The 26,295-nt window shown below is 72.3% G+C and carries 25 protein-coding genes and 1 pseudogene; 6 read left to right on the plus strand and 20 right to left on the minus strand.

Going from position 1 to position 26,295, the window contains the following annotated elements:
• Positions 1-32: 32 nt before the first annotated feature.
• The 10 genes from ACTVZO_RS18150 to rsmI all read right to left on the minus strand — a co-directional run bounded on the left by ACTVZO_RS18150 (position 33) and on the right by rsmI (position 12,324).
• Positions 33-1,700 carry an outer membrane protein assembly factor BamB family protein gene (locus ACTVZO_RS18150; protein ID WP_443299380.1) on the minus strand — a complete coding sequence of 556 codons (1,668 nt, stop codon included), beginning with the start codon at positions 1,698-1,700 and terminating at the stop codon, positions 33-35.
• 144 nt (positions 1,701-1,844) lie between these two features.
• Positions 1,845-3,647, minus strand: coding sequence for an ABC-F family ATP-binding cassette domain-containing protein (locus ACTVZO_RS18155; protein WP_443299381.1), 1,803 nt, complete (start codon positions 3,645-3,647; stop codon positions 1,845-1,847).
• A 28-nt stretch (positions 3,648-3,675) separates the two neighbouring features.
• The gene (locus ACTVZO_RS18160; RefSeq protein WP_443299382.1) at positions 3,676-4,998 is read right to left on the minus strand and encodes an acyltransferase family protein; all 1,323 of its coding nucleotides are present in this window, start codon (positions 4,996-4,998) and stop codon (positions 3,676-3,678) included.
• A 97-nt stretch (positions 4,999-5,095) separates the two neighbouring features.
• Positions 5,096-5,995, minus strand: a complete 900-nt coding sequence (locus tag ACTVZO_RS18165; RefSeq protein ID WP_443299383.1) for a 4-(cytidine 5'-diphospho)-2-C-methyl-D-erythritol kinase — start codon at positions 5,993-5,995, stop codon at positions 5,096-5,098.
• The gene (gene rsmA, locus ACTVZO_RS18170; protein ID WP_443299384.1) at positions 5,992-6,894 is read right to left on the minus strand and encodes a 16S rRNA (adenine(1518)-N(6)/adenine(1519)-N(6))-dimethyltransferase RsmA; all 903 of its coding nucleotides are present in this window, start codon (positions 6,892-6,894) and stop codon (positions 5,992-5,994) included. Before rsmA ends, ACTVZO_RS18165 begins: the two co-directional genes overlap by 4 nt.
• Positions 6,891-8,192: a ubiquitin-like domain-containing protein gene (locus ACTVZO_RS18175; protein WP_443303209.1), complete on the minus strand. Its 1,302-nt coding sequence runs from the start codon at positions 8,190-8,192 to the stop codon at positions 6,891-6,893. Before ACTVZO_RS18175 ends, rsmA begins: the two co-directional genes overlap by 4 nt.
• 334 nt (positions 8,193-8,526) lie before the next feature.
• Entirely contained in the window at positions 8,527-9,615 is a 1,089-nt protein-coding gene (locus tag ACTVZO_RS18180) for an IS110 family transposase (protein WP_443297374.1), read from the minus strand.
• A 224-nt stretch (positions 9,616-9,839) separates the two neighbouring features.
• Complete coding sequence (locus ACTVZO_RS18185) at positions 9,840-10,736, minus strand: TatD family hydrolase (RefSeq protein WP_443299385.1); 897 nt, start codon at positions 10,734-10,736, stop codon at positions 9,840-9,842.
• Positions 10,737-10,746: 10 nt separating this feature from the next.
• Positions 10,747-11,256 carry a hypothetical protein gene (locus tag ACTVZO_RS18190; protein WP_443299386.1) on the minus strand — a complete coding sequence of 170 codons (510 nt, stop codon included), beginning with the start codon at positions 11,254-11,256 and terminating at the stop codon, positions 10,747-10,749.
• A 159-nt stretch (positions 11,257-11,415) separates the two neighbouring features.
• On the minus strand, positions 11,416-12,324 hold the full coding sequence (gene rsmI, locus ACTVZO_RS18195) for a 16S rRNA (cytidine(1402)-2'-O)-methyltransferase (RefSeq protein WP_443299387.1): 909 nt from the start codon (positions 12,322-12,324) through the stop codon (positions 11,416-11,418).
• Positions 12,325-12,411: 87 nt separating this feature from the next.
• Here rsmI and ACTVZO_RS18200 point away from each other — a divergent pair, with 87 nt between their 5' ends.
• Complete coding sequence (locus tag ACTVZO_RS18200) at positions 12,412-14,184, plus strand: dolichyl-phosphate-mannose--protein mannosyltransferase (protein ID WP_443299388.1); 1,773 nt, start codon at positions 12,412-12,414, stop codon at positions 14,182-14,184.
• Between the two features lie 342 nt (positions 14,185-14,526).
• Here ACTVZO_RS18200 and ACTVZO_RS18205 read toward each other — a convergent pair whose 3' ends face one another.
• A complete protein-coding gene (locus ACTVZO_RS18205) occupies positions 14,527-14,742 on the minus strand; it encodes a hypothetical protein (protein WP_443299389.1) in 216 nt (71 codons plus the stop codon).
• Positions 14,743-14,753: 11 nt separating this feature from the next.
• On the minus strand, positions 14,754-15,176 hold the full coding sequence (locus ACTVZO_RS18210) for a hypothetical protein (RefSeq protein WP_443299390.1): 423 nt from the start codon (positions 15,174-15,176) through the stop codon (positions 14,754-14,756).
• Positions 15,177-15,341: 165 nt separating this feature from the next.
• Here ACTVZO_RS18210 and ACTVZO_RS18215 point away from each other — a divergent pair, with 165 nt between their 5' ends.
• Complete coding sequence (locus ACTVZO_RS18215) at positions 15,342-15,731, plus strand: hypothetical protein (protein WP_443299391.1); 390 nt, start codon at positions 15,342-15,344, stop codon at positions 15,729-15,731.
• Here the strand turns inward: ACTVZO_RS18215 and ACTVZO_RS18220 are convergent.
• Together ACTVZO_RS18220 and ACTVZO_RS18225 are read right to left on the minus strand one after the other, a co-directional pair.
• Positions 15,722-15,880 carry a Mu transposase domain-containing protein gene (locus ACTVZO_RS18220; protein ID WP_443299392.1) on the minus strand — a complete coding sequence of 53 codons (159 nt, stop codon included), beginning with the start codon at positions 15,878-15,880 and terminating at the stop codon, positions 15,722-15,724. The genes ACTVZO_RS18215 and ACTVZO_RS18220 overlap by 10 nt on opposite strands.
• 153 nt (positions 15,881-16,033) lie before the next feature.
• Complete coding sequence (locus ACTVZO_RS18225) at positions 16,034-16,186, minus strand: hypothetical protein (RefSeq protein WP_443299393.1); 153 nt, start codon at positions 16,184-16,186, stop codon at positions 16,034-16,036.
• A gap of 661 nt (positions 16,187-16,847) precedes the next feature.
• On the opposite strand from ACTVZO_RS18225, the gene ACTVZO_RS18230 reads away from it, so the two are divergent.
• Positions 16,848-18,491, plus strand: coding sequence for a penicillin-binding transpeptidase domain-containing protein (locus ACTVZO_RS18230; RefSeq protein WP_443299394.1), 1,644 nt, complete (start codon positions 16,848-16,850; stop codon positions 18,489-18,491).
• A 31-nt stretch (positions 18,492-18,522) separates the two neighbouring features.
• Here the strand turns inward: ACTVZO_RS18230 and ACTVZO_RS18235 are convergent, their stop codons facing one another.
• Positions 18,523-18,675 (minus strand): hypothetical protein, encoded by a 153-nt coding sequence (locus ACTVZO_RS18235; protein WP_443303432.1) that lies wholly within the window; start codon positions 18,673-18,675, stop codon positions 18,523-18,525.
• Between ACTVZO_RS18235 and ACTVZO_RS18240 the strand changes: the two are divergent.
• Together ACTVZO_RS18240 and ACTVZO_RS18245 are read left to right on the plus strand one after the other, a co-directional pair.
• Positions 18,650-18,817 (plus strand): annotated as a pseudogene (locus ACTVZO_RS18240) (Twin-arginine translocation pathway signal); the annotation flags it as partial. The gene ACTVZO_RS18235 and the pseudogene ACTVZO_RS18240 sit on opposite strands and share 26 nt — an antisense overlap.
• A gap of 273 nt (positions 18,818-19,090) precedes the next feature.
• Complete coding sequence (locus ACTVZO_RS18245) at positions 19,091-19,570, plus strand: YbaK/EbsC family protein (protein ID WP_443299395.1); 480 nt, start codon at positions 19,091-19,093, stop codon at positions 19,568-19,570.
• A gap of 9 nt (positions 19,571-19,579) precedes the next feature.
• Here the strand turns inward: ACTVZO_RS18245 and ACTVZO_RS18250 are convergent, their stop codons facing one another.
• From ACTVZO_RS18250 to ACTVZO_RS18265, 4 genes are read right to left on the minus strand one after another with little or no spacing between them, the layout of a single operon-like run.
• Positions 19,580-20,758, minus strand: coding sequence for a serine hydrolase domain-containing protein (locus tag ACTVZO_RS18250; protein ID WP_443303210.1), 1,179 nt, complete (start codon positions 20,756-20,758; stop codon positions 19,580-19,582).
• A gap of 22 nt (positions 20,759-20,780) precedes the next feature.
• On the minus strand, positions 20,781-21,587 hold the full coding sequence (locus ACTVZO_RS18255) for an energy-coupling factor ABC transporter ATP-binding protein (RefSeq protein ID WP_443299396.1): 807 nt from the start codon (positions 21,585-21,587) through the stop codon (positions 20,781-20,783).
• Entirely contained in the window at positions 21,575-22,336 is a 762-nt protein-coding gene (gene cbiQ / locus ACTVZO_RS18260; RefSeq protein WP_443299397.1) for a cobalt ECF transporter T component CbiQ, read from the minus strand. The genes ACTVZO_RS18255 and cbiQ overlap by 13 nt, the downstream gene beginning before the upstream one ends.
• 1 nt (position 22,337) lies before the next feature.
• Entirely contained in the window at positions 22,338-23,387 is a 1,050-nt protein-coding gene (locus ACTVZO_RS18265; protein ID WP_443299398.1) for an energy-coupling factor ABC transporter permease, read from the minus strand.
• A 166-nt stretch (positions 23,388-23,553) separates the two neighbouring features.
• Here ACTVZO_RS18265 and ACTVZO_RS18270 point away from each other — a divergent pair, with 166 nt between their 5' ends.
• Positions 23,554-23,979, plus strand: a complete 426-nt coding sequence (locus ACTVZO_RS18270; protein ID WP_385062997.1) for an SsgA family sporulation/cell division regulator — start codon at positions 23,554-23,556, stop codon at positions 23,977-23,979.
• Positions 23,980-24,074: 95 nt separating this feature from the next.
• Here the strand turns inward: ACTVZO_RS18270 and ACTVZO_RS18275 are convergent, their stop codons facing one another.
• Positions 24,075-26,276 (minus strand): MMPL family transporter, encoded by a 2,202-nt coding sequence (locus tag ACTVZO_RS18275; RefSeq protein ID WP_443299399.1) that lies wholly within the window; start codon positions 26,274-26,276, stop codon positions 24,075-24,077.
• Positions 26,277-26,295 lie beyond the last annotated feature (19 nt).

Consider the following 26,295-nt stretch of genomic DNA (forward strand, 5'->3'; position numbering starts at 1 on the left):
CTGCCTCTCGCTGGGCGGCTCGGTGGACGCGTTCACTTGCCGAAGACCATCAGGAGCTTCTCGTCCTTGCCCTGGGCGAGCAGACGGATGGTGGAGATGAAGAACCGCCCGTCCGCGTAGTCGACGACCGGGGCGAAGAAGGTGCTCTCCACCTCCGAGGCCGGGCCTGACGGGTGGCGCAGCACCGCGGTGGGCGTACCGCCGCCGGCCGGGATCGTGAGGACCTCGCCGCCCATGCCGAACTCCGCCCTGCGGTAGGCGATCAGCTGGCCGTTCTCGGCCTTGAGCGGCACGATGGTGCGCTTGTCCCCCGCGGGGACGCGCCACTTGACCTTGCCGGTGCCCAGGTCGAAGGCGACGATCTCGTTGGCGGTGCCCAGGTCCTCCGGGGTCGTGGGCATGTAGAGGGTGCCCCCGTCGACGACCGCGGTGGCGCAGCTCTGCAGGGAGTCGTCGTGGTTCATCCCGCACTGGGTGGAGAAGGTGCCTTCGCCCGTGACGGTGGCGCGCTGCTTGCCGTCGGGGCCGAGGACCACGATGGAGCGCTCCTTGGTGTCCCGGTTGCCGAGGTCGAGGACGATCGGGTCGAGCGAGAAGACCCGGTTGACCCTCCAGCCCTTGGGGAGCCGGTAGGACCAGGTGCTCTTGCCGGTGACCGGGTCGGCGTCCTGGACCTCGACCGTGCTGTCGGCGTCGTGGCAGGTGGCGATCCCGAGCATCTTGCCGTTGCCCGCGGGGTACGCGCCGGGGACGCAGCCCTCGGCCGGGCCGGCGAAGAGCTTGTCACCGGTGCTGAGCTTGAAGGCGGTGGCCCGGGTGAGACGGCTGACGGTGAAGGTGTCCCCGGTGATGGCCAGGCTGGGGTCGACGAAGAGGTCGAACGCGCCCTCCTTGGGCACCTCCTTCGACCAGCCCTCCTTGCCCGTCTTGAGGTCGATCAGCCGCATCTGGTTGCAGTTGGCGCTGTTCGAATCGCCGTCCCGGTACATGACCACGGTCTTGCCGTCGGCGGTGGTCTGGCGCGTGACGGCGCAGGCCCCGGCGGGAAGGGCGATCTTCCACTTCTCCTTGCCGTCGGCGACCCCGTAGGCGGTGACGGCCTTGTCGACGGTCTTGACCACGGTGTCGCCCACGACCCACTGGCCGTCGGTCTCGACGCCGGCGCCGGGGCCGTCGATCTTGGCGGTCTTGAGCCAGAGGACCTTGTCCTCGCCCTGCTTGCGGCCGGAGTTGAGGTCGGCCTCGGCGCCGCCGTTGCCGCTGCCGTCCCCCTGGTCGACGGAAGGGGAGCCGGAGGGCTTGGCGTCGGGCGAGGCGGGCTCCTGCGCGACGGGAGGCTTGGGGTCCTTGTCGTCGCCGCGGAAGAACGCGAAGTACGTGCCGGCGCCCACGACGAGGAGGCCCGCGACCGCCGCGGCGATCAGGACGGTCGTCTTCTTCTTCGCCGGGGGCGGCGTGCCGGGGGCGCCCGGCGGCATCGCGGGGGCGCCGGGGGGCGGCGGCGGGTAGCCTCCCCCGGCTGCTTCCGGATGGTGCCCCCATCCCGGGGCGGCCGGCTGCTGCGGGACGGTCGGGGGCTGCTGGGCGTACGGGTTGGCGCCCTGCGGCGGCTGGCCGTAACCCGACTGCGGCGGACCGGGCAGGTGTCCGTAACCGGAAGGTGTCGGCGGCTGGTTCGGCGGCTGGGGCGGCTCGGTCATCAGCGCGTACCTTCGGGGTCAGGGGGCGGGGAAGATGACCTTTCTATCACTCACGCAGGCCTTACGCCGGGCCGGTCCGCCCCCTGTTCCCAAGGGCGGACCGGGCCGTGATGACGTCGTTATCCGGCCAGTTGCCGGGAGGGGCTACGCCTCCTCGGCCAGCTCCAGCCAGCGCATCTCCAAATCGTCGCGCTCCGAGAGCAGTTCCCGGAGCTCGCCGTCGAGCTTGGCGACCTTGTCGTAGTCGGTGGAGTTCTCGGCGATCTGCGCGTGCAGGTTGCTCTCGCGGTCGGAGAGCTTGTTCAGCTGCCGCTCGATCTTCTGGAGCTCCTTCTTCGCGGCGCGCGAGTCCCCGGAGGAGGTGGATTTCGCGGCCGCGGCGGCCGGGGCGGGCGCCGGGGCGGCCGCCTCGATCATCCGCTGACGCCGTTCCAGGTACTCGTCGAGGCCGCGCGGCAGCATCCGCAGGCTCGCGTCGCCGAGCAGCGCCATCACGGTGTCGGTGGTGCGCTCGATGAAGAACCGGTCGTGGGAGATCACGATCATCGATCCCGGCCAGCCGTCGAGGAGGTCCTCGAGCTGGGTCAGGGTCTCGATGTCGAGGTCGTTGGTGGGCTCGTCGAGGAAGAGGACGTTGGGCTCGTCCATCAGCAGGCGCAGGATCTGGAGCCGGCGCCGCTCACCGCCGGAGAGGTCGCCGACCGGCGTCCACTGCTTCTCCTTGGTGAAGCCGAACTGCTCGCACAGCTGGCCCGCGGTCATCTCGCGGCCCTGGCCGAGGTCGACGCGGTCGCGGACGCGCTGGACGGCCTCCAGGACGCGCAGCGACGGGTCGAGTTCGCCGACCTCCTGGGAGAGGTAGGCCAGCTTGACGGTCTTGCCGACGGTGACCTTGCCCGCGGCCGGCTGGGTCTCGCCCTGGGTGCGGGCGGCCTCGGCGAGGGCGCGCAGCAGGGAGGTCTTGCCCGCGCCGTTGACGCCGACGAGGCCGATGCGGTCGCCGGGGCCCAGGTGCCAGGTGAGGTGCTTGAGGAGGGTCTTCGGCCCGGCCTGGACGGTCACGTCCTCCAGCTCGAACACGGTCTTGCCTAGGCGGGCGTTGGCGAAGCGCATCAGCTCGGAGCGGTCGCGCGGCGGCGGCACGTCGGCGATCAGCTCGTTGGCGGCCTCGATGCGGTAGCGGGGCTTGGAGGTCCGGGCGGGGGCGCCGCGGCGCAGCCAGGCCAGCTCCTTGCGCATCAGGTTCTGCCGCTTCTGCTCCTCGGTGGCGGCGATGCGCTCGCGCTCGGCGCGGGCGAAGACGTAGTCGCTGTAGCCGCCCTCGTACTCGCGCACCTCGCCGCGCTGCACGTCCCACATGCGGGTGCAGACCTGGTCCAGGAACCAGCGGTCGTGGGTGACGCAGACCAGCGCGGAGCGGCGTTCCTGGAGGTGCCGGGCCAGCCAGGAGATGCCCTCGACGTCGAGGTGGTTGGTGGGCTCGTCGAGGACGAGCAGGTCCTGGTCGGCGATGAGCAGCTTGGCGAGCGCGATGCGGCGGCGCTCGCCGCCGGAGAGCGGGCCGATGACGGTGTCGAGGCCCTGCCCGAAGCCGGGCAGGTCGAGGCCGCCGAACAGGCCGGTCAGGACGTCGCGGATCTTGGCGTTGCCGGCCCACTCGTGGTCGGCCATGTCCCGGATGATCTCGTGGCGGATGGTGGCCGCGGGGTCGAGGGAGTCGTGCTGGGTGAGCACGCCCATGCGCAGGCCGCTGTTCTGGGTGACCCGGCCGGTGTCGGGCTCCTCCAGCTTGGCCAGCATCCGGATGAGGGTGGTCTTGCCGTCGCCGTTGCGGCCGACGACACCGATCCGGTCCCCCTCGGACACGCCGAGGGAGATGCCGTCGAGCAGGGTACGTGTGCCGTACACCTTGCTGACTGCCTCGACATTGACCAGATTGACGGCCATCAGACGCGCTCCAGGGAAAGGGTGTGGATCAGCCCCTCAGCCTAACCCTCCGGGCCGGGCCGGACCGTTCCACGAGCAGCCAGCCGCCCAGGGCCATGCCGATCGCGGCCGGAGCGGTGACCGGCAGGGCGATCAGGGTGGCGCTGTGCCCCTCGAGCAGCCCTCCGAGGCCGGTCATCGACAGGCCGAGGACGCCCAGCAGGCACAGGGTGATGCCGAGCGCCGCCCGCGGACCGCTGCCGGGGTCCGGCGCCGTCACGGCCGCGGGGGCCTCGAAGCGGCGGAAGAGGGCGACGAGTGCGCCGGCCAGCGCGGCGGCGAGCACGATCCGTACGGGGACCTGCGCCCACCAGGCGGCGCTCGCGGGCGCGGGCAGGGCGATGCCGAGGGCCAGCTGGGCCCCGTACACGCCGAGCATGGCGGTGAGGTGCCAGAGGAAGGCGGTCATCGCGACCCCGTTCGCGGCGACCACGCCCCGCCAGACGCGGGGGCGGTCGAGCCAGGCGCCGGCCGGGCGGGCGAGCAGCTGCACGGCGCCGACGAGCCACAGGCCGTGCGCGAGCAGTGCGAGGGTCGGCGGGGCCATGTTGGACACCTTCTCGCCCGGCATCCCGACCATGGACAGGGGGTACGGGCCGTACGCGACGAGCAGCACCGCCCCGGCGAGGCCGGCGGCGGCCAGGGCGGCGGGCCGGCGGATGCGGCCGTCGGCGCGCAGGAAGCCGAGCTGGTGGACGGCGAGCCAGACTAAGGCGAAGTTGAGGAACTCCGCGTACGGCACCCCGAACGCGAAGCGCAGCACGTCGACGGCGGCGGCCGATGCTGCGAGCCCGGCGAAGGCGGCCCATCCCCACCGCTCGTGCAGCCTGAGCAGCGGCGGGGTGAAGGCGACCATCGCGAGGTAGATCCCGATGAACCAGAGCGGCTGCGTGACCAGCCGCAGCGCCGCCCCGCCGAGCCCGCCGCCGCCCAGCCCGGCGAGCTGCACGGCGAGCGCGGCGGCGGCCCAGACGAGGACGAAGACGAGCGTGGGCCGCAGCAGCCGCCGGAGCCGGGCCCGCAGGAAGGCGGCGTACACGGGCCGGTCGCTCCGGCGGGCGAGGGAGCGGTAGGACAGGGCGTGCGAGAACCCGCCGACGAAGAAGAACACGGGCATGACCTGGAGCACCCAGGTGAGCGTCTGGAGCCCGGGCACGAGCGCGAGGAGGTTCCCTATGCCGTCGCCGCCGACGGCGGCCGTCAGCCAGTGCCCGAGCACGACGGTCCCGAGCGACCCCACCCTCAGCAGGTCGACGTACCGGTCCCGTGAGGCGGGGGTGGCCGTGGCCATATCGCGTGCGCTGGCTGTCATGCCCCTCAGGCTCGCCGCCGGCCGGTTCCGCCGACAGGGGCCGGGTACTCAACTCCCGCCTGAGTACGTCCGACCCGGCCCGTCAGCCCCGGGTCTGTCAGCTACGGCGCAGGACCGTGGCACCTGGGGACGGGGACGACGCCACGCGGGTGGTGCGGCAGGTGCCCGAGGCTTCGAGCGCGGCCGCCACGTTCGCGGCGGCCTCCTCGTCCCGGACGAGGAAGGCCGTCGTCGGGCCGGAGCCCGAGACCAGCGAGGCCAGCGCGCCGGCCTCGGCGCCGGCCGCCAGGGTCCGCGCCAGCGCGGGCCGCAGCGACAGGGCCGCCCGCTGAAGGTCGTTGGCCAAGACGGGGGCCAGTGCGTCCGGGTCCCCCGAGGCCAGGGCCGCCAGCAGCGCCGGCGGGGCCTCGGGCTCCGGGATCTCCGTACCGGCCGTGAGGCGGTCGAACTCACGGAACACCGCCGGCGTCGACAGCCCGCCGTCGGCCACCGCGAACACCCAGTGGAACGCACCCGCCGCGACCGGGGTCAGCAGCTCACCCCGGCCGGTGCCGAGCGCCGCCCCGCCGACCAGGCTGAACGGCACGTCGCTGCCCAGCTCCGCGCAGATGTCGAGGAGTTCGTCGCGCGCGGTGCCCAGGCCCCACAGGGTGTCGCAGGCCAGCAGGGCCGCCGCCCCGTCCGCACTGCCGCCGGCCATGCCGCCCGCCACCGGGATGTTCTTCTCGATGTGCAGGTGGACGTCGGGGGCGATGCCGGCCCGCGCCGCCAGGATCTCGGCGGCACGCGCCGCGAGGTTCGTGCGGTCCAGGGGCACCTGGCCGGCGTCCGGGCCCGCGCAGGTCACGGTCAGCTCGTCGGCCGGGGTCGCGGTGACCTCGTCGAACAGCGAGACGGCGAGGAAGACGTTCGCGAGGTCGTGGAAGCCGTCGGGGCGGGCCGCGCCCACCGCCAGCCGGACGTTGACCTTCGCGGGGACTCGTACGGTCACGCTCACAGCGCGGGCCTCTGCGCCTCGGGCTTGTGCTCGGCGATCGCGGCGAACTCCTCCACCGTCAGCGACTCCCCGCGCGCCTGCGGCGAGACCCCGGCGGCGACCAGCGCCGCCTCGGCTCCGGCCGCCGACCCCGCCCAGCCGGCCAGCGCCGCGCGCAGCGTCTTGCGGCGCTGCGCGAAGGCCGCGTCCACGACCGCGAAGACCTCCGCCTTCGAGGCGGTCGTCTTGACCGGCTCCGTCCGCCGCACCAGCGAGACCAGCCCGGAGTCGACGTTCGGCGCCGGCCAGAAGACCTTGCGGCCGATGGACCCGGCGCGCTTGACGTGCGCGTACCAGTTGGCCTTGACGGAGGGCACCCCGTAGACCTTGTTGCCGGGTTCGGCGGCGAGCCGGTCGGCGACCTCCGCCTGGACCATCACCAGGGTCCGCTCGATGGTCGGGAACCGGTCGAGCATGGTCAGCAGGACGGGAACGGCCACGTTGTACGGCAGGTTCGCGACGAGCGCGGTCGGAGCGGGGCCGGGCAGCTCGGTCACCAGCATCGCGTCGGAGTGGACCAGCGCGAAGCGGTCCTTGCGCCCGGGCATCCGGGCCTCGATGGTGGCGGGCAGCGCCGCCGCCAGGATGTCGTCGATCTCGACGGCCGTGACCCGGTCGGCGGCCTCCAGCAGAGCGAGCGTCAGCGAGCCCAGTCCGGGGCCGACCTCGACGACCACGTCGTCCGGCCGCACCTCGGCGGTGCGCACGATCCGGCGCACCGTGTTGGCGTCGATGACGAAGTTCTGGCCCTTCTGCTTGGTCGGGCGCACACCGAGTGCGGCGGCCAGCTCCCTGATGTCGGCCGGCCCGAGGAGGGCGTCGGAAGGGGTCTCGTTGGGCTGCTGCTCTGCGGTGCTCACCCGCTAAGCCTACGGCCGCAGTGCGGCCACGGACTCGCCCCCCGCTGCACGTAGAGCTTCTTCGCCCGGTACGTCTGCTCCGAGGCCGGGGCGTCCTGCGGGCGGCCGCTGCCGCCCAGGCCCTGCCAGGTCCGTACGTCGAACTGGTAGAGGCCGCCGTACGTCCCCGAGGGGTCGGTGGCCGAGGGGCGGCCGCCCGATTCGCACTGGGCGAGGGCCGCCCAGTGGAGGCCGTCGGCGCCGGAGACGGAGGTCGGCAGCGGCTTCGTGCCGACCTTGACGAGCTGGGTGACGGGCTCGCGGACGGTCTCGTCGGCGATGCGGCGGGGCTTCTGGCGGACGCCGTTGACGGTGCGCAGGCTGTAGGTGACCCGGCGGGCCCCGGGCCGGCCGGCCCGTTCGACGACCTCGGTGCCGGCGAAGAGGGTGCCGTCCTCGACCCGCTCCGTCTCGAACGGGATGCGCTCCTCGCGGACCTCCCGGGTGCCGGTGATGCGCAGCACGGTGATGGTCTGGCCGTCGCGCGGGAAGGAGTCGGGCGGCACGGAGGTGGTGTCCTGGCCGCCCAGGGTGATGCCGGCCTGGTCCAGGGCTTCCCGGACGGTGGCGGCGTTGGTGCGGATGGTGCGTTCGCGGGCGTCGGCCATGAAGGTGACGCTGCGTTCGGTGCGGACGCTGAGGGCGAGTCCGGCCCGCGGGACGGGCGCGGTGCGGGGTGCGGAGAGGTAGGCGCCCTCGGCGCGGATGCCGAACTGGCGCAGCGCCCCTTCGACGGTGCGGGCGGTGGTCCACACCTGGCGCTGCCGGCCGTCGAGGGTCAGGCGCAGGGGCCGGCCGTAGCGGACGACGACCTGTTCGCCGTCGTCGAGGGGTTCGCCGGGGGCGGGGGCCACGAGGTCGTGGGGTCCGACGTCGAGGCCTTCGGAGGCCAGCAGTTCGTCGACGTCGTCGGCGAAGGTGTGCAGGGTGCGCGGGACGCCGTCGACGGTGAGCCGTACCTCCTTGTCGGCGGCGACGAAGGCGGTGGTGCCGCCCGCGAGGAAGGCCACGACCAGGGCCTGGGGCACCATCCGCCGCCAGTTGCCCGGCGGGGGCTCGGCGGGGGCGGTGCGGCGGCGTCTGCCGGTACCGGGGCCGGGCGCGGGCCCGGACCCGGACCCGGACCGCGGCGGGGCCTCGGGGGGCGGCAGCAGGGCGACCGGGGCGGAGGCGGAGGCAGGGGCGGGGGCCCTGCGGCGGCCCGAACCGGCCCCGAGGGCCCCGCCGGATCCGCCCGCCGTTCCGGGCACGGGCGTCATCGGCAGCGTGGCGGCGACGGCGGGCACCGTCGGCGCCTCGGGGTCGGCCCACCCGGACGGCTGTCCGCCCTGGCGTGCCCGCCGCCGCCCGGCCCTGCGCGGGCCGGGGACCTCCGGGTCCGCGCCCGGGTCCGGGGCGCCGGGATCCCCGTACGCCCCAGGGACGGGACCGCCACGGCGGTGACTGCCCTGCGTATCGCTCACGACGCTCGCTCCACTGGTGTTCCGGCACCCGCTGGTTCGGGCACGGCACCTTAGCGGAGGAGTCGTCACGCACCAAAGCCGGACGGTCGCGCAGCGTGTCGTCCGGCGGGGGTGGATGCTCTTATGGATGTCAAGCGGCGGTTGTGAGCTGTTCTGCGGTGATGGTCGTCGGCGTGGGGGCGGTCAGGATCTGGTAGATCTCGCGGGCGATGTACCGCTTGAGGCAGCGGATGATCTCCTTCTTCGACAGGCCCTCCTTCGTCCGGCGTTCCATGTACCTCTTGGTGCGTTCGTCCCAGCGCAGGCGGCAGAGGACGATGCGGTAGAGGGCCGAGTTGGCCGCTCGGTCGCCGCCCCGGTTGAGGCGGTGGCGCTGCGTGCGCCCGGAGGATGCCGGCAGCGGGGCGGCGCCGCAGAGCATGGCAAAGGCGGCTTCCGAGCGAAGGCGTTCGGGGTTCTGACCGACGGTGACCAGCAGCTGCCCGGCGACGTCGGAGCCCACGCCGTTCAGAGCCAGCAGCGCCGGGGCGATATCCGCGGTCAGCGGGTGGATGAGCTCGTCGAGCTCGCCGACTTCCTCGGTGAGTCGCTGGTGGCGGCGGGCCAGGGTGCGCAAGGCGAGCCTGGCCGCGACGGCTGGCTCTCCGGCACGGGCCGCGTCGGGCCGGGAGGCCGCGCACGTGGTGATCAGTTGCTTGTCACCCAGCTCACGCAGGGCGGCGCGTAGTTCCTCCGGCGCGCTGATGACCAGGGTCTTCATCTGCCGTTGAACATCGGCTCGTTGGCGGACCGCGCTGCGGCGGGCGACGCGCAGGCTCCGCAGGGCCTCCACCTGGCCGTCGCGCTGCTTGGGTATGCCGGTGCGGCGTCGGGCCAGGGCCGCGCGGGCCGCCGCCTCGGCATCTACCGGGTCGGACTTGCCCTGCCAGCGGCGGGCCTTGCGGTCCGGGCGGTCGATCTCGACCACGCTCATGCCCTGCTCGTGCAGGTAGCGGGCGAGGCCGGCCCCGTAGGCGCCGGTGCCCTCCACGCCGACCAGCACCAGGGTGCCGAACGAGCGGAGCCAGGCCAGGAGCTTGCGGTAGCCGGCCGCGGTGGCTTCGAACTGCTCGGCCCCCAGCGGGCGCCCCGCCGAGTCGATGGCCGCCGCGGTGTGGGTGTCCTTGTGGGTGTCGACGCCGCCGGTGATCTCGCGGTCCTGCTGTGCGATGGTGGACATCGCCGTCCTCTCCACTCGAGCGGTCAGGGCGGCAGCCACCGGCCGAGCGGGCGGACGAGACAGTGATGGGGCCTCTGGCCAGGCTCTTATGAAGTCACGCAGGCCGGTCCGGTGGCTGCACACGAGCGTCTCCCGGGCGGAGTCGACAGATCCCGTTGAGGACCCGAGGTCAGTCAGTGGGTGGGTCAGACCCTGCCGGGAGACGCTCACGAACATCCTCACTGTCAGTAGGCGAAGGCGCGCGCCGTGTTGGCGGCCAGCGCGGTGGCCATCGCGTCCTCGTCGATGCCGCGGACCGCCGCCATCGCCCGTACGGTCAGCGGAATGAGGTACGGGGCGTTGGGCCGTCCGCGGTACGGCGCCGGGGTCAGGTACGGGGCGTCGGTCTCGACGAGCACCAGCTCCAGCGGGGCCACGGCCAGCGCCTCGCGCAGCGGGGCCGCGTTCTTGAACGTGACCGTGCCGGCGAAGGACATGTAGTACCCGGCGGCCGCGCACTCCCGCGCCATGTCGGCGTCCCCGGAGTAGCAGTGGAAGACGGTGCGCTCCGGTGCGCCCTCCTCCCGCAGCACGCGCAGCACGTCCGCGTGGGCGTCGCGGTCGTGGATCACCAGGGCCTTGCCCCGGCGTTTGGCGATCTCGATGTGGGCGCGGAAGGAACGCTCCTGCGCGGCCATTCCCTCCGGCCCGGTGCGGAAGTGGTCGAGCCCGGTCTCGCCGACCGCCTTGACGTGGTCCAGCGCGGCGAGGGCCTCGATCTCGGCCAGCGCCTCGTCGAGCGCGGCCTCGCCGCCGCCCGCCCGCGCGCCCTGACGCGACCACCCGTCAGGATCCCCGAGCACGATCCGGGGGGCCTCGTTCGGGTGCAGGGCCACCGCCGCGTGGACGTTCTCGTACGCGGCGGCCGTCTCGGCGGCCCAGCGGGAGCCCTTCACGTCGCAGCCGACCTGGACGACCGTGGTCACACCCACCGAGGCGGCCTTCGCGAGGCCCTCCTCGACGGTGCCGGACTGCATGTCCAGGTGGGTGTGCGAGTCCGCCACCGCCACCCGGAGGGGTTCGGGCAGCGGTGGCGGTGCGTCCTTGGAGGCTCTGGAGGCCGGGGCCGACGAAGTGCTCATGGGGCCGATCTTATGACCGGCGGAAGATCCCCAGCAGACGGGAGAGGAGGCCCGGGTGCTTCTCGGACTCGTCGATCGCGACCGGCCCGGGGGCGTCGTGCGCGGGGGACGCCTTGGGCGCCTTGTGCACCTTGTGCGGCTTGCGGGTCCGCGGGACGTCCGCGCCCGCCGGGACGGGCCCGGCGATCCCGGGGGCGACGCGGTGGTGGTAGAGCTGGTCCAGCATGCCGAGCACCGAGGAGACCTGTCCCGCGCGCATGATCCGCACCACGTGGCCGCCGCAGTTGTGGCAGGTCGGGTTGGACAGCGGGGAGGGCACCCGCTCACCCTCGGCCGTGTACACGATGAACGGCTCGCCCTTGCCGTCCACGTGGTGCTCTATCTCGTAGGCCTGCTCCCAGCCGTACCCGCACTTCATGCACGCGAAGGAGTACGCCTCGTGCACCGTCTGTACGGGAGGGCCGGCGGAAGCGGTGCCGGGCGCTGTCACAGGTACCGGGGTCTCAGCGATCTCACTCATGCCAGCTCCTCTTGTTCCACTGTGCTACTGCCAGTGGACGCCTCTTCGGGCGGGAGCGCATCAGGCCCTGTCTAGTGTTGGACGGTCTTTGGGCGACTCATGCCCAAAGCGCCCGGTGCGCGGTCTGAGCTTTGCCTTTCAGGTTAGCCCTTTACCGATTTACGGCACCTTTTGTGCCGCGTTCTTTGCCGCGACCACCGCGTCGAACACCTCGCGCTTGGGTACCCCGGCCTCGGCGGCGACCGCCGCGATGGCCTCCTTGCGCCGCTCCCCCGCCTCCTCGCGCACCCGTACCCTGCGCACCAGCTCCTCGTCGTCCACATCGCCGGGGGCAGCCGGCGGGGCGCCCTCCACCACGATGGTGATCTCGCCGCGGACCCCCTCGGCGGCCCAGGCCGCCAGCTCGCCGAGCCCGCCGCGCCTGACTTCCTCGTACGTCTTGGTCAGCTCGCGGCACACGGCGGCGCGGCGCTCGGCGCCGAAGACCTCCGCCATGGCGTCCAGGGTGTCGTCGAGGCGGTGCGGGGCCTCGAAGTAGACGAGCGTGCGCCGCTCGCCCTCCACCTCGCGCAGCCGCCCGAGGCGCTCGCCCGCCTTGCGCGGCAGGAACCCCTCGAAGCAGAACCGGTCCACCGGCAGTCCGGACATGGCCAGCGCGGTGAGCACCGCGGACGGCCCGGGCACGGCCGTGACCCTGATGTCCTTCTCGACTGCGGCGGCCACCAGCCGGTAGCCGGGGTCGGACACCGAGGGCATCCCGGCGTCCGTCACCAGCAGGACGCGCGCCCCGCCGGTCAGGGCCTCGACCAGCTCCGGGGTGCGTGCGGACTCGTTGCCCTCGAAGTACGACAGGACGCGCCCGGTGGTGTGCACGCCGAGGCCCTGGGTCAGCCGGCGCAGCCGCCGGGTGTCCTCGGCGGCGATCACGTCGGCCCGCTCCAGCTCGGCCGCGAGCCGCGGCGGGGCGTCCGTGAGGTCGCCGATGGGGGTGCCGGCGAGTACGAGGACTCCCGGCGCTGAGGTCGGCTGGGAGCTGGACTCGGTACCGCGGGGCTGGTCTGTGGTCACCCGGCCATCCTCTCAGCCCCGCCGGGCCCCGCGCCCGTACGCCCCCGGTGCTGGGGTTCCCACAGATCCGTTCCCTACGATGACCCGGTGACCAAGACCGCGACGCCGCCGCCCAGCCCCGCGGGGGCCCCGCCCGCCCCGCCGGCGGGGCGCGAAGAAGAGCAGCCCGCCTGGCTGCGCCGCCTGCGCGCCTTCGGCTACGTGCCGAGCGGCGGCCCGGGCGCGGCGCGCGGCGACGTGCGCACCCGCCTGGTGCCCCCGTACGCCCAGCCGTCCCCCCAGCTGTGGATGACCTTCGGGCTCCCGCAGCAGGTGTGGGGCACCTGGCAGCGGATCGTGTCGTGGGCGGGGCCGGTGCTGATCGCGCTGGTCGCCGGAGTGCTGCGGTTCGTGCACCTGGGCAGCCCGAAGGCGGTGATATTCGACGAGACGTACTACGCCAAGGACGCCTGGGCCACGATCAAGCAGGGCTACGAGGCGAGCTGGCCCAAGGACATCGACAAGTCGATCCTCGCCGACCCCGGCTCGGTCCCCCTCCCGCTGGACCCGGGCTACGTGGTGCACCCGCCGGTCGGCAAGTGGGTCATCGGGCTCGGCGAGTGGATGTTCGGCTTCACCCCCTTCGGCTGGCGGTTCATGACCGCCGTGCTCGGCACCCTGTCCGTGCTGATGCTGTGCCGGATCGGGCGGCGGCTGTTCCGGTCGACCTTCCTGGGCTGCCTGGCCGGTGCGCTGCTCGCGGTGGACGGCCTGCACCTGGTGATGAGCCGCACCGCACTGCTCGACCTGGTGCTGATGTTCTTCGTGCTCGCCGCGTTCGGGGCGCTGCTCATCGACCGGGACAGGGCGCGGGCCCGGCTCGCGGACGCCCTCCCGGTGGACGAGGAGGGCCGGACCCGGCCCGATGTGAAGATCGCCGAGACGCTGGGGCTGGGCTGGCGCCCGTACCGGATCCTGGCGGGCGTCTGCCTGGGACTCGCCGCCGGCACGAAGTGGAACGGCTTCGTCGTCCTGGCCTTCTTCGGCCTCCTCACCGTCCTGTGGGACGCCGCGGCGCGGCGCACGGCGGGCGCGGGCGCCCCGTACGCGGCGATGCTGCGCCGCGACGCGCTGCCCGCGTTCGTCTCGACGGTCCCGGTCGCGGTGGTGACGTACGTGGCCTCGTGGTCGGGCTGGATCTTCAGCCCGGACAACGGCAAGGGCGGCTACCTGCGCGACTGGGCCGCCAAGAACGACCAGGGCAGCGCACTGTCGTTCCTGCCGGAGTGGCTGCGCAGCCTGTGGCACTACGAGACCGAGGTGTACGACTTCCACGTCGGGCTGACCTCGGGGCACACGTACGAGTCGAACCCGTGGAGCTGGCTGGTCCTGGGCCGGCCCGTCTCCTACTTCTACGAGTCCCCGGAGCCCGGCACCGACGGCTGCCCGGCGACGGAGGCCGGCAAGTGCGCCCGCGAGGTGCTGGCTCTGGGCACCCCGCTGCTGTGGTGGGCGGGCTGCTTCGCGCTGCTGTACGTGCTGTGGCGCTGGTTCTTCCGCCGCGACTGGCGGGCGGGCGCGATCGCGTGCGCGCTGGGCGCGGGCCTGCTGCCCTGGTTCAACTACCAGGAGCGGACCATCTTCTTCTTCTACGCGGTGGTCTTCGTCCCGTACCTGTGCCTGGCGGTGGCGATGATGATCGGAGCCTTGCTGGGCCCGGCGGGCTCGACGGAACGGCGCCGGACGCTGGGCGCGATCGGGGCGGGCGTCCTGGTCCTGCTCATCGTCTGGAACTTCATCTACTTCTGGCCCATCTACACGGGCCAGACCCTCCCGATGGACTCGTGGCGCGCCCGCATGTGGCTGGACACCTGGGTCTAGCAGCCGAAACGCGGGCCCCGACGCCGACGGGCGTTGCCACTCCGGGTCGTGGGCGGGTGGCGGGTGGCGGGTGGCGGGTGGCGGGTGGCGGGTGGCGGGTGGCGGGGTCAGGTTGTCAGGTCTGCATCCGCTGCCCGGTGGCGATCCACAGTCGGTGAAGTCAGTGGCCCGACGCCACTGTTGGGGCAGGTGCAGCACGATCCGTCGTGCCGGGCGTGCGATGCGGGCCGGGATGTCGATGAGGTGACGGCGGATCGTGCCGGTCCGCGCCTTGGCATGGAAGACGGAGGCGAGGCGGCCGGCAGCGCGGGGGAGGTTGCAGGCGGCTGCCGCCGGGGTGAGTCAGGCGGGGTTCGCGGTGAACGTGCCCGAGGGCAGACGGGCCAGGGCAGAGTCCTCCAGATCGGCGAAGACCTGTTCCACCGAGGCGTGAACGCGGTGCATCGGTTCGGCGTCGGTGGGGATGAAGGTGCTGTCGGTGAAGACCGCATGGTGGCGCCAGACGGCGGACAGCGCGTTCTGCCCCTCGGGCCCGGTTTTCGGGTTCAGCCGCTTCACGCGGCGCACGATCAGCAGCCGGGCGGTGGCGCGGAACGCCTTCTTCTTGCTGGTGAACGCCGTGAAGTGAACCTCTGCTGTCTCGGCGTCGGCGACCAGTGTCCCTCGTCCTCGTCCCAGATCGCGTCGGTGTACTTGATCGGCATCCAGGCGTCGCCGTCGATCGTCTCGATCGCCGCGCGGATCGTCTTGGTGACCTCGACGGCCGGGGAGAACCGGGCTCCGGCCTTGCGCCAGACGTCCACGACCTTGTGGGAGAAGTGGGCGGATTCCGCGCGGAGTCCTGTCGCGACGGTGACCGGTGCGCAGGTGGTGGTCTTGACGGTGACGATCTGGAAGTGGAGGCCGCGGACCTTGGCGTGTCCGAAGAGGCGCCCTGCCTGGCCGGGCCCGGTCGGCTTGACCTTCTTCGCGACCAGGGCCGCACACCGCAATGCCCTAATGCCTGCCCCGGAGGGAGTGTCCGTCTGCGGCTGCAGCGAACACAATCTACAGAACCCCCTCACCGGGAATGCCCTAATCCAGTCATCACTGAAATCTCAAAAGATGACAAAGACCCCGATACTCATTCGAGCTTCGATCGACCGAAAGGAAAGAAAATGGAACAATGGAATCCGATAGTCCCCACCGGCTGGGAGTCCTACAACTGGACCGCGGCAATGAAGCAGAAAATCAACGGGGACTACCTTGCGATCGTTGATCCCAGGATCACCACCGGCGAGAAGACACACTTCGTAGCCTCCCTGTACACCATTTACGAGGAAGCCGTGAACTGGATGGGCGGGTGGCCAGCAGAGTGGGACTATCCAATTGAGCAATTCTGTCGAGAGTTCTACGGCGACGAGGCGTGGCAGCAGATTCTCATTGGAGACACCGAGAATACGCATTACCGATACGATATGCTTGTGCAACTCAGGGACGCGGTGCAGCGATGGGGTAAATACACTCAGGAATATTATGCTTTCACGGTACCGAATCTTCACTGGTAGGCGTGGCGGCCGATCGCGGCCGGGTCGACGGAGTAGTCGCAGGTGTCGACGCTGACGTAGTGGTCGCGACCCAGCCGGGTCTGGAATCTCCACCAGGCCGGCGGGTCGACGGCCGGAGAGCCGGCATCTGGGCCCGGTCGACTTCCCACCGACCCATCGGACGAGTGTCCAGGGTCCGGTGGATGCGCAGGTTGGCGACGCCCTGCCAGGCTTCGAGCTGGGTGTTGAAGTCGTCGGGGCCGCTGAAGTGGCGGCCGGGCAGGAACGCGGTCTCCAGACGGCCGTTCGCCCGCTCGACGAGCCTATCGCTTCCGGACCACGGGCCGGCACAAGTAGATCTTCGTCGCCAGCAGGCCCGCGAACGCGGCGAACTCGCCGGTCCGGACGCCTCGGCCGATTCCGGCCCCGTTGTCCCAGACCGGCATCTTCGGGACCACACCCCACCCGGTCGGCATCCGCCGGCACCCCTCGACCAGGTCCCCTTCGAGGGCAGCATCCGGGCGGTGATCATTCGCGAATGGCCCGAGACCATCACCGGCATCCGACCGGACGGGCCACCGAGCGGGACGTCCACCGGCGGGAACCACAGATCGCGCTGGGCCAGCTCGCCCGGCCGATAGACCGGATCGACCGGAACACACGTCGGCCGCAGCTCACGCACCCGGTCCTCGAGAAGGGTCATTCCCCGGTCCCAGCCGATCCGCTCCGCGAGCACCGTCGCGGGCATCGTGGGTGTCTGACGCCGAAGCTCCCTGATCTCGGCCTCGACCGCGTCGACCGCCGGGCCCTTCGCCGCCCGCTCGTACTACGGAACCCGATCCGCGGCCAGAGCCCGATTGACCGTGTTCCCCGAAATCCCCAGATGCGGGCGATCGCCCCGGATCGCCATCCCCTCGGCCCGATGCAGCCGACGGGTCTCTGCCCAGTCCTCCACCGTGTGAACGAAGTCCATCGGGCGACGTATGCCGGGCCGTCCCGTTCCTCCGCTCGTTTTCGGCCATGGATGTTCCGGTCCGGTAACAAGAGCGAAGGCGAACGGCGACGCAGCGTAGGGTTCACCCCGCAGGTTCTTTGAACATGTTCAGAGAATGTTGGTTCCGGGGGAGGAACAGAAGAGTGAACGGGGCAGCGAAGGGCGCCGTCGTCGGCGGGGTGTTCCTCGCGTTGGTCGGCGGCGCGGGCTACGGGGTGTACGCCCTGGTCGGGGACGCGGGCGGCGACGGCAAGGACAGCGCGAAGAGCGGTACCGGCATCCAGTCGGAGAAGGGCAGCGGCCCGGTCTCCGAGAAGGACACCGCGGCGACCGCGAAGGCCTTCCTGGCCGCGTGGGCCGCCGGTGACGAGCGGGCGGCCGCCGATCTGACCAACAACGCGCAGGCCGCGCAGACCGCCGTGGGCGACTACCGGTCCAAGGCGTACGTGTCCAAGGCCGTGATCACCCCGGGCACGCCGAACGGCACCACCGTGCCGTTCAAGGTCGAGGCGGAAATCACGTACGAGGGCACGACCAAGCCCCTCGCGTACGACTCCCAGCTGACCGTGGTGCGCGGCCTGACCAGTGGAAAGCCACTGGTCGACTGGCAGCCCTCGGTGATCCACCCGCAGCTCCAGAAGGACGAGAGCCTGCGCGCGGGCACCCCGGCGAGCCCGCCCGTCAAGGCCGTCGACCGGAACGGCGAGGAGCTGACCGCGGACAAGTACCCCTCGCTGCGGCAGGTCCTGGCCGAGCTGCGCGAGACGTACGGGTCCAAGGTGGGCGGCAAGGCGGGCGCCGAGGTCTGGATCGAGCCGGCGGACCAGAACGCGCCGAAGAGGACCCTGCTGACCCTCGTCGAGGGGGAGCCGACCGTCCTGAAGACGTACCTGGACGCGAAGGTCCAGGCGGCGGCCGAGCAGGCGGTCGCCAAGTTCCCCGAGGCCTCGGTGGTCGCGGTCAAGCCGAGCAACGGGCACATCCTGGCCGTCGCCAACCACCGCAAGGACAACTACAACGCGGCGATGGCGGGCAACCGGGCGCCCGGCTCCACGATGAAGATCGTGACGGGGGCCATGCTGCTGGACCGCGGCCTGGTGTCGGCCGACAAGCCCGCGGAGTGCGCGAAGGAGGTGTCCTGGGGCGGCCGTACGTTCCACAACCTGAAGAACTTCGAGCTGCCGGCCGGCACGAACTTCGCGACCTCCTTCGCCCGGTCCTGCAACACCGCCTTCATCAAGCAGATCAAGCCGGTCGGCGACGACTCGGCGCTGCCGAAGGAGGCCACCGAGGTCTTCGGCATCGGGCTGGACTGGAAGACGGGCATCAAGTCCACCGACGGCAAGGTCCCGCCGGCGACGGGCGCGGCGGCGGCCGCCGAGTACATCGGGCAGGGTCAGATCACCATGAACCCGCTGAACGTCGCGTCCATCACGGCGACCGCCCGCACGGGCGTGTTCCGCCAGCCGCTGCTGGTCTCCCCGGAGCTCGACGGCCGCACGATCGCGACGGCGCAGCGGCGCATGAAGCCCTCGGTGCAGCAGCAGCTGGTCTCGATGATGAAGCTGACGGCGACCAGCGGCACCGGCCGCGAGGCAATGGCCTCGGTCGGCGGCTCGGACAAGGGCGCGAAGACGGGCTCCGCGGAGGTCGACGGCGCGGGCAGCCCCGACAGCTGGTTCACGGCCTTCAGCGGCGACCTGGCCGCAGCCGCCGTGGTCGAAGCGGGCGGCCACGGCGGCGACTCGGCGGGCCCGATCGTCGCCACGGTCCTGAACGCGGGCTGACCGGGGGGCGGGGCGCGGCTGCCGGAACCGCTCACGAGGCGACGGGCTCCAGGTTGGCGACGGCCGTGGAGAACTCCCGGCCGGACGCGCCCCGGATGTACGCGAGCTCCGCCCAGTGCTCCTGGGCGGGGCAGTCCGACACGTTCTCGTCGATCACGGCCGCGCAGTACCAACTGATCGACAAGCTCGTCCGCTCCGCGCGGGGTGAGGTGCGGCCTGGTCTCCTGCGGGTCGGAGCGGCCTACGCCGCCCTCGTCGGCTGGCTGTACCAGGACGCCGGCGACCTGCCGGCCGCCGCCTTCTGGCGAGGCGTGACCTACGAGATCCGCTACCACGCGGCGGTGGCCGCGATCGTGACCATCGCGGACCGGTCCCGCCGGGTCCAGCACCACGCGGACCTCGACCTCCGCAATCGACCACCTGCGCGCCTCCATCACCACGCACGACGCCGGACGCCGGCTGACCCGGGCCGACTTCGACCTGGCGCACCGGATCGACGCGATCGTGGCCGCCCACCAGGGCCTCCCGTTGGACTGAAAACCCGGCCGGGCGCGGAAACCGCCTCGCGTCGGCGGTGTCGGCGGCGCTAGCGTCCGCGTATGACGACCTCCACGCACCCCTTGTTCGCCGAGGCCCTGGCCGGGCTGGGGCTCGAGCTCACCGTCCGGGCGTTTCCCGAAGGGACCCGTACCGCGGTGGACGCGGCCGCCGCGGTCGGCTGTGAGCTGAGCCAGATCGTCAAGTCGCTGATCTTCGCCGCGGACGGGGTCCCGGTGCTGGTCCTGATGGACGGGGCCTCGCGGGTCGACGTGGAGGCGGTGCGCCGGGAGCTCGGCGCCGGGAAGGTCACCCGGGCGGACGCCGCCCTGGTGCGCGAAACCACCGGCTACGCCATCGGCGGGGTCCCGCCCTTCGGGCACCGCACCCGCACCCGGGTGCTCGCCGACCGGCGGCTGCTCGGCCACGACGTGGTCTGGGCCGCCGCCGGAACACCGAACACCGTGTTCCCCATGGCGCCGCAGCAGCTCGTCGAACTCGCCGGGGCCACCGTCACCGACGTACGGGAAGCCGCGGGCTGACCCCCGGCGTCAGGCGGCCAGGGCCGTGCGCAGGGCCCGTACGAGGGCCTGGGCGCGCGGGTCCGCCGTGACCGACTTGGCGTGGGCGTTGGTGACGTAGCCGAAGCCGATGCCCGCCTCCGGGTCCGCGAAGGCCAGCGAACCGCCGCGGCCCGGATGCCCGAAGGAGGACGGCGAGAGCAGGGGCGAGGCCGGGCCGTGCAGCATGTAACCGGGGCCGAAGCGGGTGTTGACCACCAGGACGCGGTCCGGGCCCGCCGAGAGCTCCTTGCCGGCGAGGGCGGTGGTGGCCGGGGTGAAGATCCGCGCGCCGTCCTCCACCACGCCGACGGTGGCCGCGTAGAAGCGGGCCAGGGCGCGCGCCGTGCCGATGCCGTTCGAGGCCGGCAGCTCGGCGGCCCGGTACGCCGGGTCGTTCTCGTCCGGCAGCGGGTCGATGGCCGCGAAGGCGCGGCGCGTCAGTGACTCCGGGTCGGCGTAGGCCTCGGAAACGTTTCTCCTGGGCCGGGTCTTGAGCATGCCCGCGCTCGCGGGCGGCTCGACCGGCGCCACCCGCCCCACCCGCCCGGTCTCCGTCTCCGGCAGGCCTATCCAGAACTCCAGGCCCAGCGGCTCGGCGATCTCCTCGGCGAGGATGCCGCCCACCGTGCGCCCGGTCGCCCGCAGCACCAGCTCGGACAGCAGCCAGCTGTAGGTCTGCGCGTGGTAGCCGTGCCCGGTGCCCGGCTCCCAGAACGGCCGCTGCGCGGCGACCGCCCGCGGCCCGGAGACCCCGTCCGCCGCCTCGGCCGCGGTCAGCCCGCGGTCCAGCGCCGCGAGCCCCGCGCGGTGGGCGAGCAGGTCGCGGACCAGGATCCGTTCCTTGCCACCCGCCTTGAACTCCGGCCAGTACGAGCCCACCGGCGCGTCCAGGTCCAGCAGCCCGCGCTGGTGCAGCAGCAGCGGCACCGCGGCGGCCACCCCCTTGGTCGCGGAGCGGACGATCTGCGCGGTGTCGGCCGTCCACGGGGCCCGCGGCTCGGTGCCGGTCGCGTCCTTGGTGCCGCCCCACAGGTCCACGACCTTGCGGCCGTCCCGGTACACGGCGACCGCCGCGCCCCGGTCCCCGAGCACCTCGAAATTGCGCACGAACGCGTCCCTGACGGGCTCGAAGCCCTCCGTCACCACACCCTGGATGTCCACAGGCAGTGCAACAAACCGGGACCGGTGCTTATGCCACCGATACGGAACGCGGGTCGAAGCCGAAGGGCAGCTCCAGCCGGTGGGCCCGCATGAGCGCCTCGTCGCACAGCAGGTCCTGGGTGCGGCCGTCGGCGGCGATCACGCCCTCGCTGAGGATGACCGCGCGCGGGCACAGCTCCAGCGCGTACGGCAGATCGTGGGTGACCATCAGCACCGTCACGTCGAGCGAGCGCAGGATGTCCGCGAGCTCGCGCCGCGAGGCGGGGTCCAGGTTGGAGGAGGGCTCGTCGAGGACGAGGATCTCGGGCCGCATCGCCAGTACGGTCGCCACCGCGACCCGGCGGCGCTGCCCGAAGGACAGGTGGTGCGGCGGCCGGTCGGCGAAGCCCGCCATCCCGACTTGCTCCAGCGCGTCCCGGACCCGTTCCTCCAGCTCGGCGCCGCGCATCCCGGCCGCGGCCGGGCCGAAGGCCACGTCCTCCCGGACGGTCGGCATGAAGAGCTGGTCGTCGGGGTCCTGGAAGACGATGCCGACGCGGCGCCGGACCTCGGCGAGGTTGCGCTTCTCCACCGGCATCCCGGCCACGCGCACGGAGCCGACCCCGCCGGCCAGGATGCCGTTGAGGTGCAGCACGAGGGTGGTCTTGCCGGCCCCGTTCGGCCCGAGGAGGGCCACCCGCTCGCCGTGCGCGACGGTCAGGTCGACCCCGAAGAGGGCCTGGTGCCCGTCGGGGTAGGCGTAGGCGAGGCCGGTCACCTCGAGCGAAGCGGCGGGCGCGGGGGACGCGCCGGATGCGGGGGCCGGACCGGGGCCGGGAGCAGTCACAGGTTCCATCCCATCAGACAGACGGCGAGGGCCGTCACCGGGAGCACGGCCGCGTACGCCCACTGCGTGCGGGTGGCCACCGCCTCGTCGATCAGCGGCATCGAGCCGGCGTAGCCCCGGCTGACCATCGCCAGGTAGACCCGCTCGCCGCGCTCGTAGGAGCGGATGAACAGCGCGCCGGCCGTCTTGGCCAGCACGCCCCAGTGCCGGATCCCGCGCGCCTCGAACCCGCGCGAGCGCCGTGCGATGGACATCCGCCGCAGCTCGCCGCCGATCACGTCCCCGTACCGGATCATGAACGAGGCGATCTGGACCATCAGCGGCGGCAGCTTCAGCCGCTGGAGGCCCAGCAGCAGCGCCCGCAGCTCGGTCGTCGAGGCGAGGAGTACGGACGCGGCCACGCCGAGGGTGCCCTTGGCGAGCACGTTCCAGGCGCCCCAGAGTCCGGAGACGCTGAGCGAGAGGCCGAGTACGTCGACCCGCTCGCCCTCGGCCACGAAGGGCATCAGCACCGCGAAGGCCACGAACGGGATCTCGATCAGCAGCCGCCGCAGCAGGAAGCCGGCCGGTACCCGCGCGACCGCCGCGACGGCCGCGAGCAGGACGGCGTAGGCCCCGAAGGCCCACATCGCCTCCCGCGGGGTGGAGACCACGACCACCACGAACGCGAAGGTCGCCGCGAGCTTGCAGTGCGGCGGCAGCGCGTGCACCGGGGAGTGCCCGGGGCGGTAGAGCCTGTGGGCGTGGCCCGCACCCATGTCAGCCCGCCGAGACCGGGGCCGAGACCGGCTGCTCGTCCGTACGGCGGCGGCGGACCGCCCAGAAGACGCCGGTGCCGACGGCGACGGTCGCCCCGACGCCGAGGGCGCCCGCGAGGCCGCCGGACAGGCGGGCGTCGGTGACGTCCTTGACGGAGTAGTCGGCGAGCGGGGAGCCGGCGGCCGCGTGTTCCTCGACCGTGGCGTCGATGCCCTGGTCGGCGGCGACCTTCTCCAGGCCGTCGGGGCTGGCGGAGGCGTAGAAGGAGACGAACCCGGCGAGGACCAGGGCGGTGACCAGGCCGGTCGCCCACACCTTCTTGGTGGAGCGGGCCGCGGCCGGGGCGGGGGCGGCGGCCGGGGCGTCGACCAGCTCTCCGCCGACGCGCAGCTTCAGCGGGGCGGCCAGTCCGCGCGCCCCGTGCACCAGGTCGGGCCGTACGGCGATCACGGCGCCCACGGTGGCCGCGGTGATGGCGGCCTCGCCGATGCCGATGAGCACGTGCACGCCGACCATCGCGGTGAACACCTTGCCGAGCGGGACGTCGGTGGTCCCTCCGACGGCGTAGAGCGCGGTGAAGGCCGCGGCGGCGCCGGGCACCGAGAACAGGGCTCCGGTGAAGGCGGCGGCGGTCACCGAGGCGCGGGTGCCGGGCAGCACCTTGAGCAGCCCGCGGAAGACCCCGTAGGAAAGGAGGACGGTGACGACGCCCATGACGGTGATGTTGACGCCGAGCGCGGTCAGGCCGCCGTCGGCGAAGAGGATGCCCTGCATGAGCAGGACGACGGACACGCAGAGCACGCCCGTGTAGGGGCCGACGAGTATCGCGGCGAGCGCACCGCCCAGCAGGTGCCCGCTGGTGCCGGCGGCGACGGGGAAGTTCAGCATCTGCACGGCGAAGATGAAGGCGGCGACAAGGCCGGCCAGCGGCGCGGTCCGCTCGTCGAGCTCGCGGCGGGCGCCGCGGAGGCTGACGGCGACGGCGGCGACGGCCGCCACTCCGGCGGCCACCGAGACGGGTGCGTTGATGAATCCGTCGGGCACATGCATGGAGTAGCTCCGCTTCTCACACAGTCTGCAACCGTTCAAGAATAGTGCTCAGTTGCAAACTGTTGGCAAGAGCGTCCGCATCACAAATAGACCCGTGCGGAATCGTGGGAATGTGCGAGGCTGGAGGACAAACGGACGCATATGTTCCGAAAAGAGGAGTCTTGTCGTGTCAGCCACCGCCGAGAATCCCCCCGCGAGCGCCACTGCGACCGCGACCGCCACGGCGACCGTGACCGCGACGGCCACCGCCGTCGAGGAGCGCGTCACCGCGCGTGTGATCAGCGACGACCCGCTCTACCGGAAGGTTCCGGTGGCCCTGCGCTTCGCCGCGGCCGAGCCGCTCGCCGTGCGCATCGTCTTCCCCGCGGACCTGTCCCCCGAGGGCACCGACAACGAGTGGGTCTTCCCGCGCGCGCTCCTGGAGGCGGGCCTCCAGGCCCCGACCGGAACCGGCGACGTGCGCGTCTGGCCCTGCGGCCGCGTGCAGGCGGTGGTGGAGTTCCACTCCCCCGAGGGCGTCGCCGTCGTCCAGTTCGACATCGCCGCCCTGCGCCGCTTCCTGCGCCGTACGTACTCCCCCGCCACCCGGTAGGCGCACGGCGGCCCGTCCGCCGCAACGCGACCCGGCCCCGTACCGCCTGGTGATCAGGCGGTACGGGGCCGGGGTGTCGGCCGTACGGGACGGGGTCAGGCGTTGACCAGCTCGCGGTCCTTGTCCGGGCCCTCCGAGGAGGAGCCCGCGAGGTGCTTGCGCAGGCTCTCGCCCTCCACGTCGACGTTCGGAAGCAGCCTGTCCAGCCAGCGCGGCAGCCACCAGGCCTTGTGCCCGAGCAGCGCGAGCACCGCCGGGACGATGGCCATGCGGACCACGAAGGCGTCGAAGAAGACGGCGACGGCCAGACCGAAGCCGATCATCTTGACCATCTGCTCACTGGCTCCGATGAAGCCCGCGAACACCGCGATCATGATGACGGCGGCGGCCACGACCACCCGCGCGCTGTACTGGAAGCCGGTCACCACGGCCTGGCCCGGGCGCTCGCCGTGGACGTACGCCTCCCGCATCCGGGTGACCAGGAAGACCTCGTAGTCCATGGCCAGACCGAAGACCACGCCCACCATGAAGATCGGCATCATCGACATGATCGGGCCGGTCTGCTCCACGCCGAAGAGCGAGCCGAGCCAGCCCCACTGGAAGACCGCGACGACCGCGCCGAGGGCGGCGACGACCGAGAGCAGGAAGCCGAGGGCCGCCTTGAGCGGAACCAGGATCGAGCGGAACACCAGCATCAGCAGCAGGAAGGCGAGGCCGACCACGAGCGCCAGGTAGGGCAGCAGCGCGTCGTTCATCTTCTGCGAGAAGTCGATGTTCATCGCGGTGGCGCCGGTGACCATGACGTCGTCCCCGCTGCCGTCGCGGATCTCGTGGACCAGCTCCTCCGTCTTCACGGAGGACGGGCGGTCCTTCGGGATGACGGTGATCATCGAGGCGTCGCCGGCCTCGTTGGGCATCGGCGGAACGACCGCGGCCACGCCGTCCAGGCCCTTGATCCGGTCGACGGTGGAGTCCGCGAGCGCCTTGTCCCCGTCCACGACCACCATCAGCGGGCCGTTGAAACCGGGGCCGAAGCCGTCGGACAGCAGGTCGTACGCCTGGCGCTGGGTGGTGGAGACCGGCTGGGCGCCGTCGTCGGGCAGGCCCATCTCCAGCTTGCTCGCCGGGATGGCGATGACGCCGAGGCCGATCACACCGGCCAGCAGGACCATGACCGGGCGGCGCAGGACGAAGCGGGCCCAGCGGGTGCCGCCGTTGGCCTTCTTCTCGGTGTCGGCCGGCTTGGCCTTGCCCTTGCCGAAGAGCCTGCTCTTCTCGCCCGCCGGCAGGACCTTCTTGCCCGCGAAGCCCAGGATGGCCGGGACCAGCGTGAGGGCGACCAGCACCGCGATGACCACGGTTCCGGCGGCCGCGAAGCCCATCTTGGTGAGCATCGGGATGTTGACGACGGCCAGGCCCACCAGGGCGATGACCACGGTCAGACCGGCGAAGACCACGGCGGAACCAGCAGTTCCGGCGGCCCGGCCGGCGGCCTCGTCGCGCTCCTGGCCCTCGGCGAGCTCCGCGCGGTAGCGGGAGACGATGAAGAGGGCGTAGTCGATGCCGACCGCGAGGCCGATCATCGTGGCGAGGGTGGCGGTGGTGTTGCCGAGGTCCAGCACGTTGGCGAGCGCGGTGATGGAGGAGACGCCGATGCCCACGCCGATGATCGCGGTCAGCAGCGGCAGCCCGGCCGCGATCAGCGAGCCGAAGGTGATGACCAGGACGATCGCGGCGACCAGGATGCCGATGATCTCGCCGGAGCCGGTCTCGGGGGCCGCCATCAGCGCGTCACCGCCGATCTCGACGGTGAGGCCCTTGGCCTGGGCTTCCTTGCCGGACTCGGTCAGCGCCTCGCGCGTCGCGTCGGTCAGCTCCATGCCGCTGACCTTGTACTTGGTGCTGATGTAGGCGGTGGAGCCGTCCTGGCTCACGGCCTGGCTCTGGTACGGGTCGGCGACCGAGGAGATCTGGTCCTTGCCCGGACCGGACTTCAGGTCCTCGACGATCTTCTCGACCTGGGCCTTGGTCTCGGGATCGGTGACCTTGGCGCCGGCCGGGGCCTTGATGACGATCCGGGCGGTGGCGCCGTCGGCGGCCATCCCGGGGAACTTCTTGTCCAGCACGTCGAAGGCCCTCTGGGCTTCCGTGCCGGGTATCGAGAAGGAGCCTGAGGTGGGTGCGGACGCCGTTGCCGCGCCGAATCCGGCGGCGAACAGCAGTGCCACCCAGAGGAGGGCGACAAGGCCGCGGCGCCGGAAGGCGCCCCGGCCGAGGCGGTAGAGGAAGGTGGCCACGTCGGTGGTTCTCCCGTTC

The organism is Streptomyces sp. IBSNAI002 (genome assembly GCF_052244475.1).
Taxonomy (GTDB): domain Bacteria; phylum Actinomycetota; class Actinomycetes; order Streptomycetales; family Streptomycetaceae; genus Streptomyces.

Coding starts and splice junctions, on each gene's coding strand:
- ACTVZO_RS18150 (WP_443299380.1), bottom strand. CDS start 1,700: ATGACCGAGCCGCCCCAGCCGCCGAACCAGCCGCCGACACCTTCCGGT.
- ACTVZO_RS18155 (WP_443299381.1), bottom strand. CDS start 3,647: ATGGCCGTCAATCTGGTCAATGTCGAGGCAGTCAGCAAGGTGTACGGC.
- ACTVZO_RS18160 (WP_443299382.1), bottom strand. CDS start 4,998: ATGACAGCCAGCGCACGCGATATGGCCACGGCCACCCCCGCCTCACGG.
- ACTVZO_RS18175 (WP_443303209.1), bottom strand. CDS start 8,192: ATGACGCCCGTGCCCGGAACGGCGGGCGGATCCGGCGGGGCCCTCGGG.
- ACTVZO_RS18180 (WP_443297374.1), bottom strand. CDS start 9,615: ATGTCCACCATCGCACAGCAGGACCGCGAGATCACCGGCGGCGTCGAC.
- ACTVZO_RS18185 (WP_443299385.1), bottom strand. CDS start 10,736: ATGAGCACTTCGTCGGCCCCGGCCTCCAGAGCCTCCAAGGACGCACCG.
- ACTVZO_RS18190 (WP_443299386.1), bottom strand. CDS start 11,256: ATGAGTGAGATCGCTGAGACCCCGGTACCTGTGACAGCGCCCGGCACC.
- ACTVZO_RS18215 (WP_443299391.1), top strand. CDS start 15,342: ATGGAACAATGGAATCCGATAGTCCCCACCGGCTGGGAGTCCTACAAC.
- ACTVZO_RS18225 (WP_443299393.1), bottom strand. CDS start 16,186: ATGCCGACCGGGTGGGGTGTGGTCCCGAAGATGCCGGTCTGGGACAAC.
- ACTVZO_RS18245 (WP_443299395.1), top strand. CDS start 19,091: ATGACGACCTCCACGCACCCCTTGTTCGCCGAGGCCCTGGCCGGGCTG.
- ACTVZO_RS18255 (WP_443299396.1), bottom strand. CDS start 21,587: ATGGAACCTGTGACTGCTCCCGGCCCCGGTCCGGCCCCCGCATCCGGC.
- cbiQ (WP_443299397.1), bottom strand. CDS start 22,336: ATGGGTGCGGGCCACGCCCACAGGCTCTACCGCCCCGGGCACTCCCCG.
- ACTVZO_RS18265 (WP_443299398.1), bottom strand. CDS start 23,387: ATGCATGTGCCCGACGGATTCATCAACGCACCCGTCTCGGTGGCCGCC.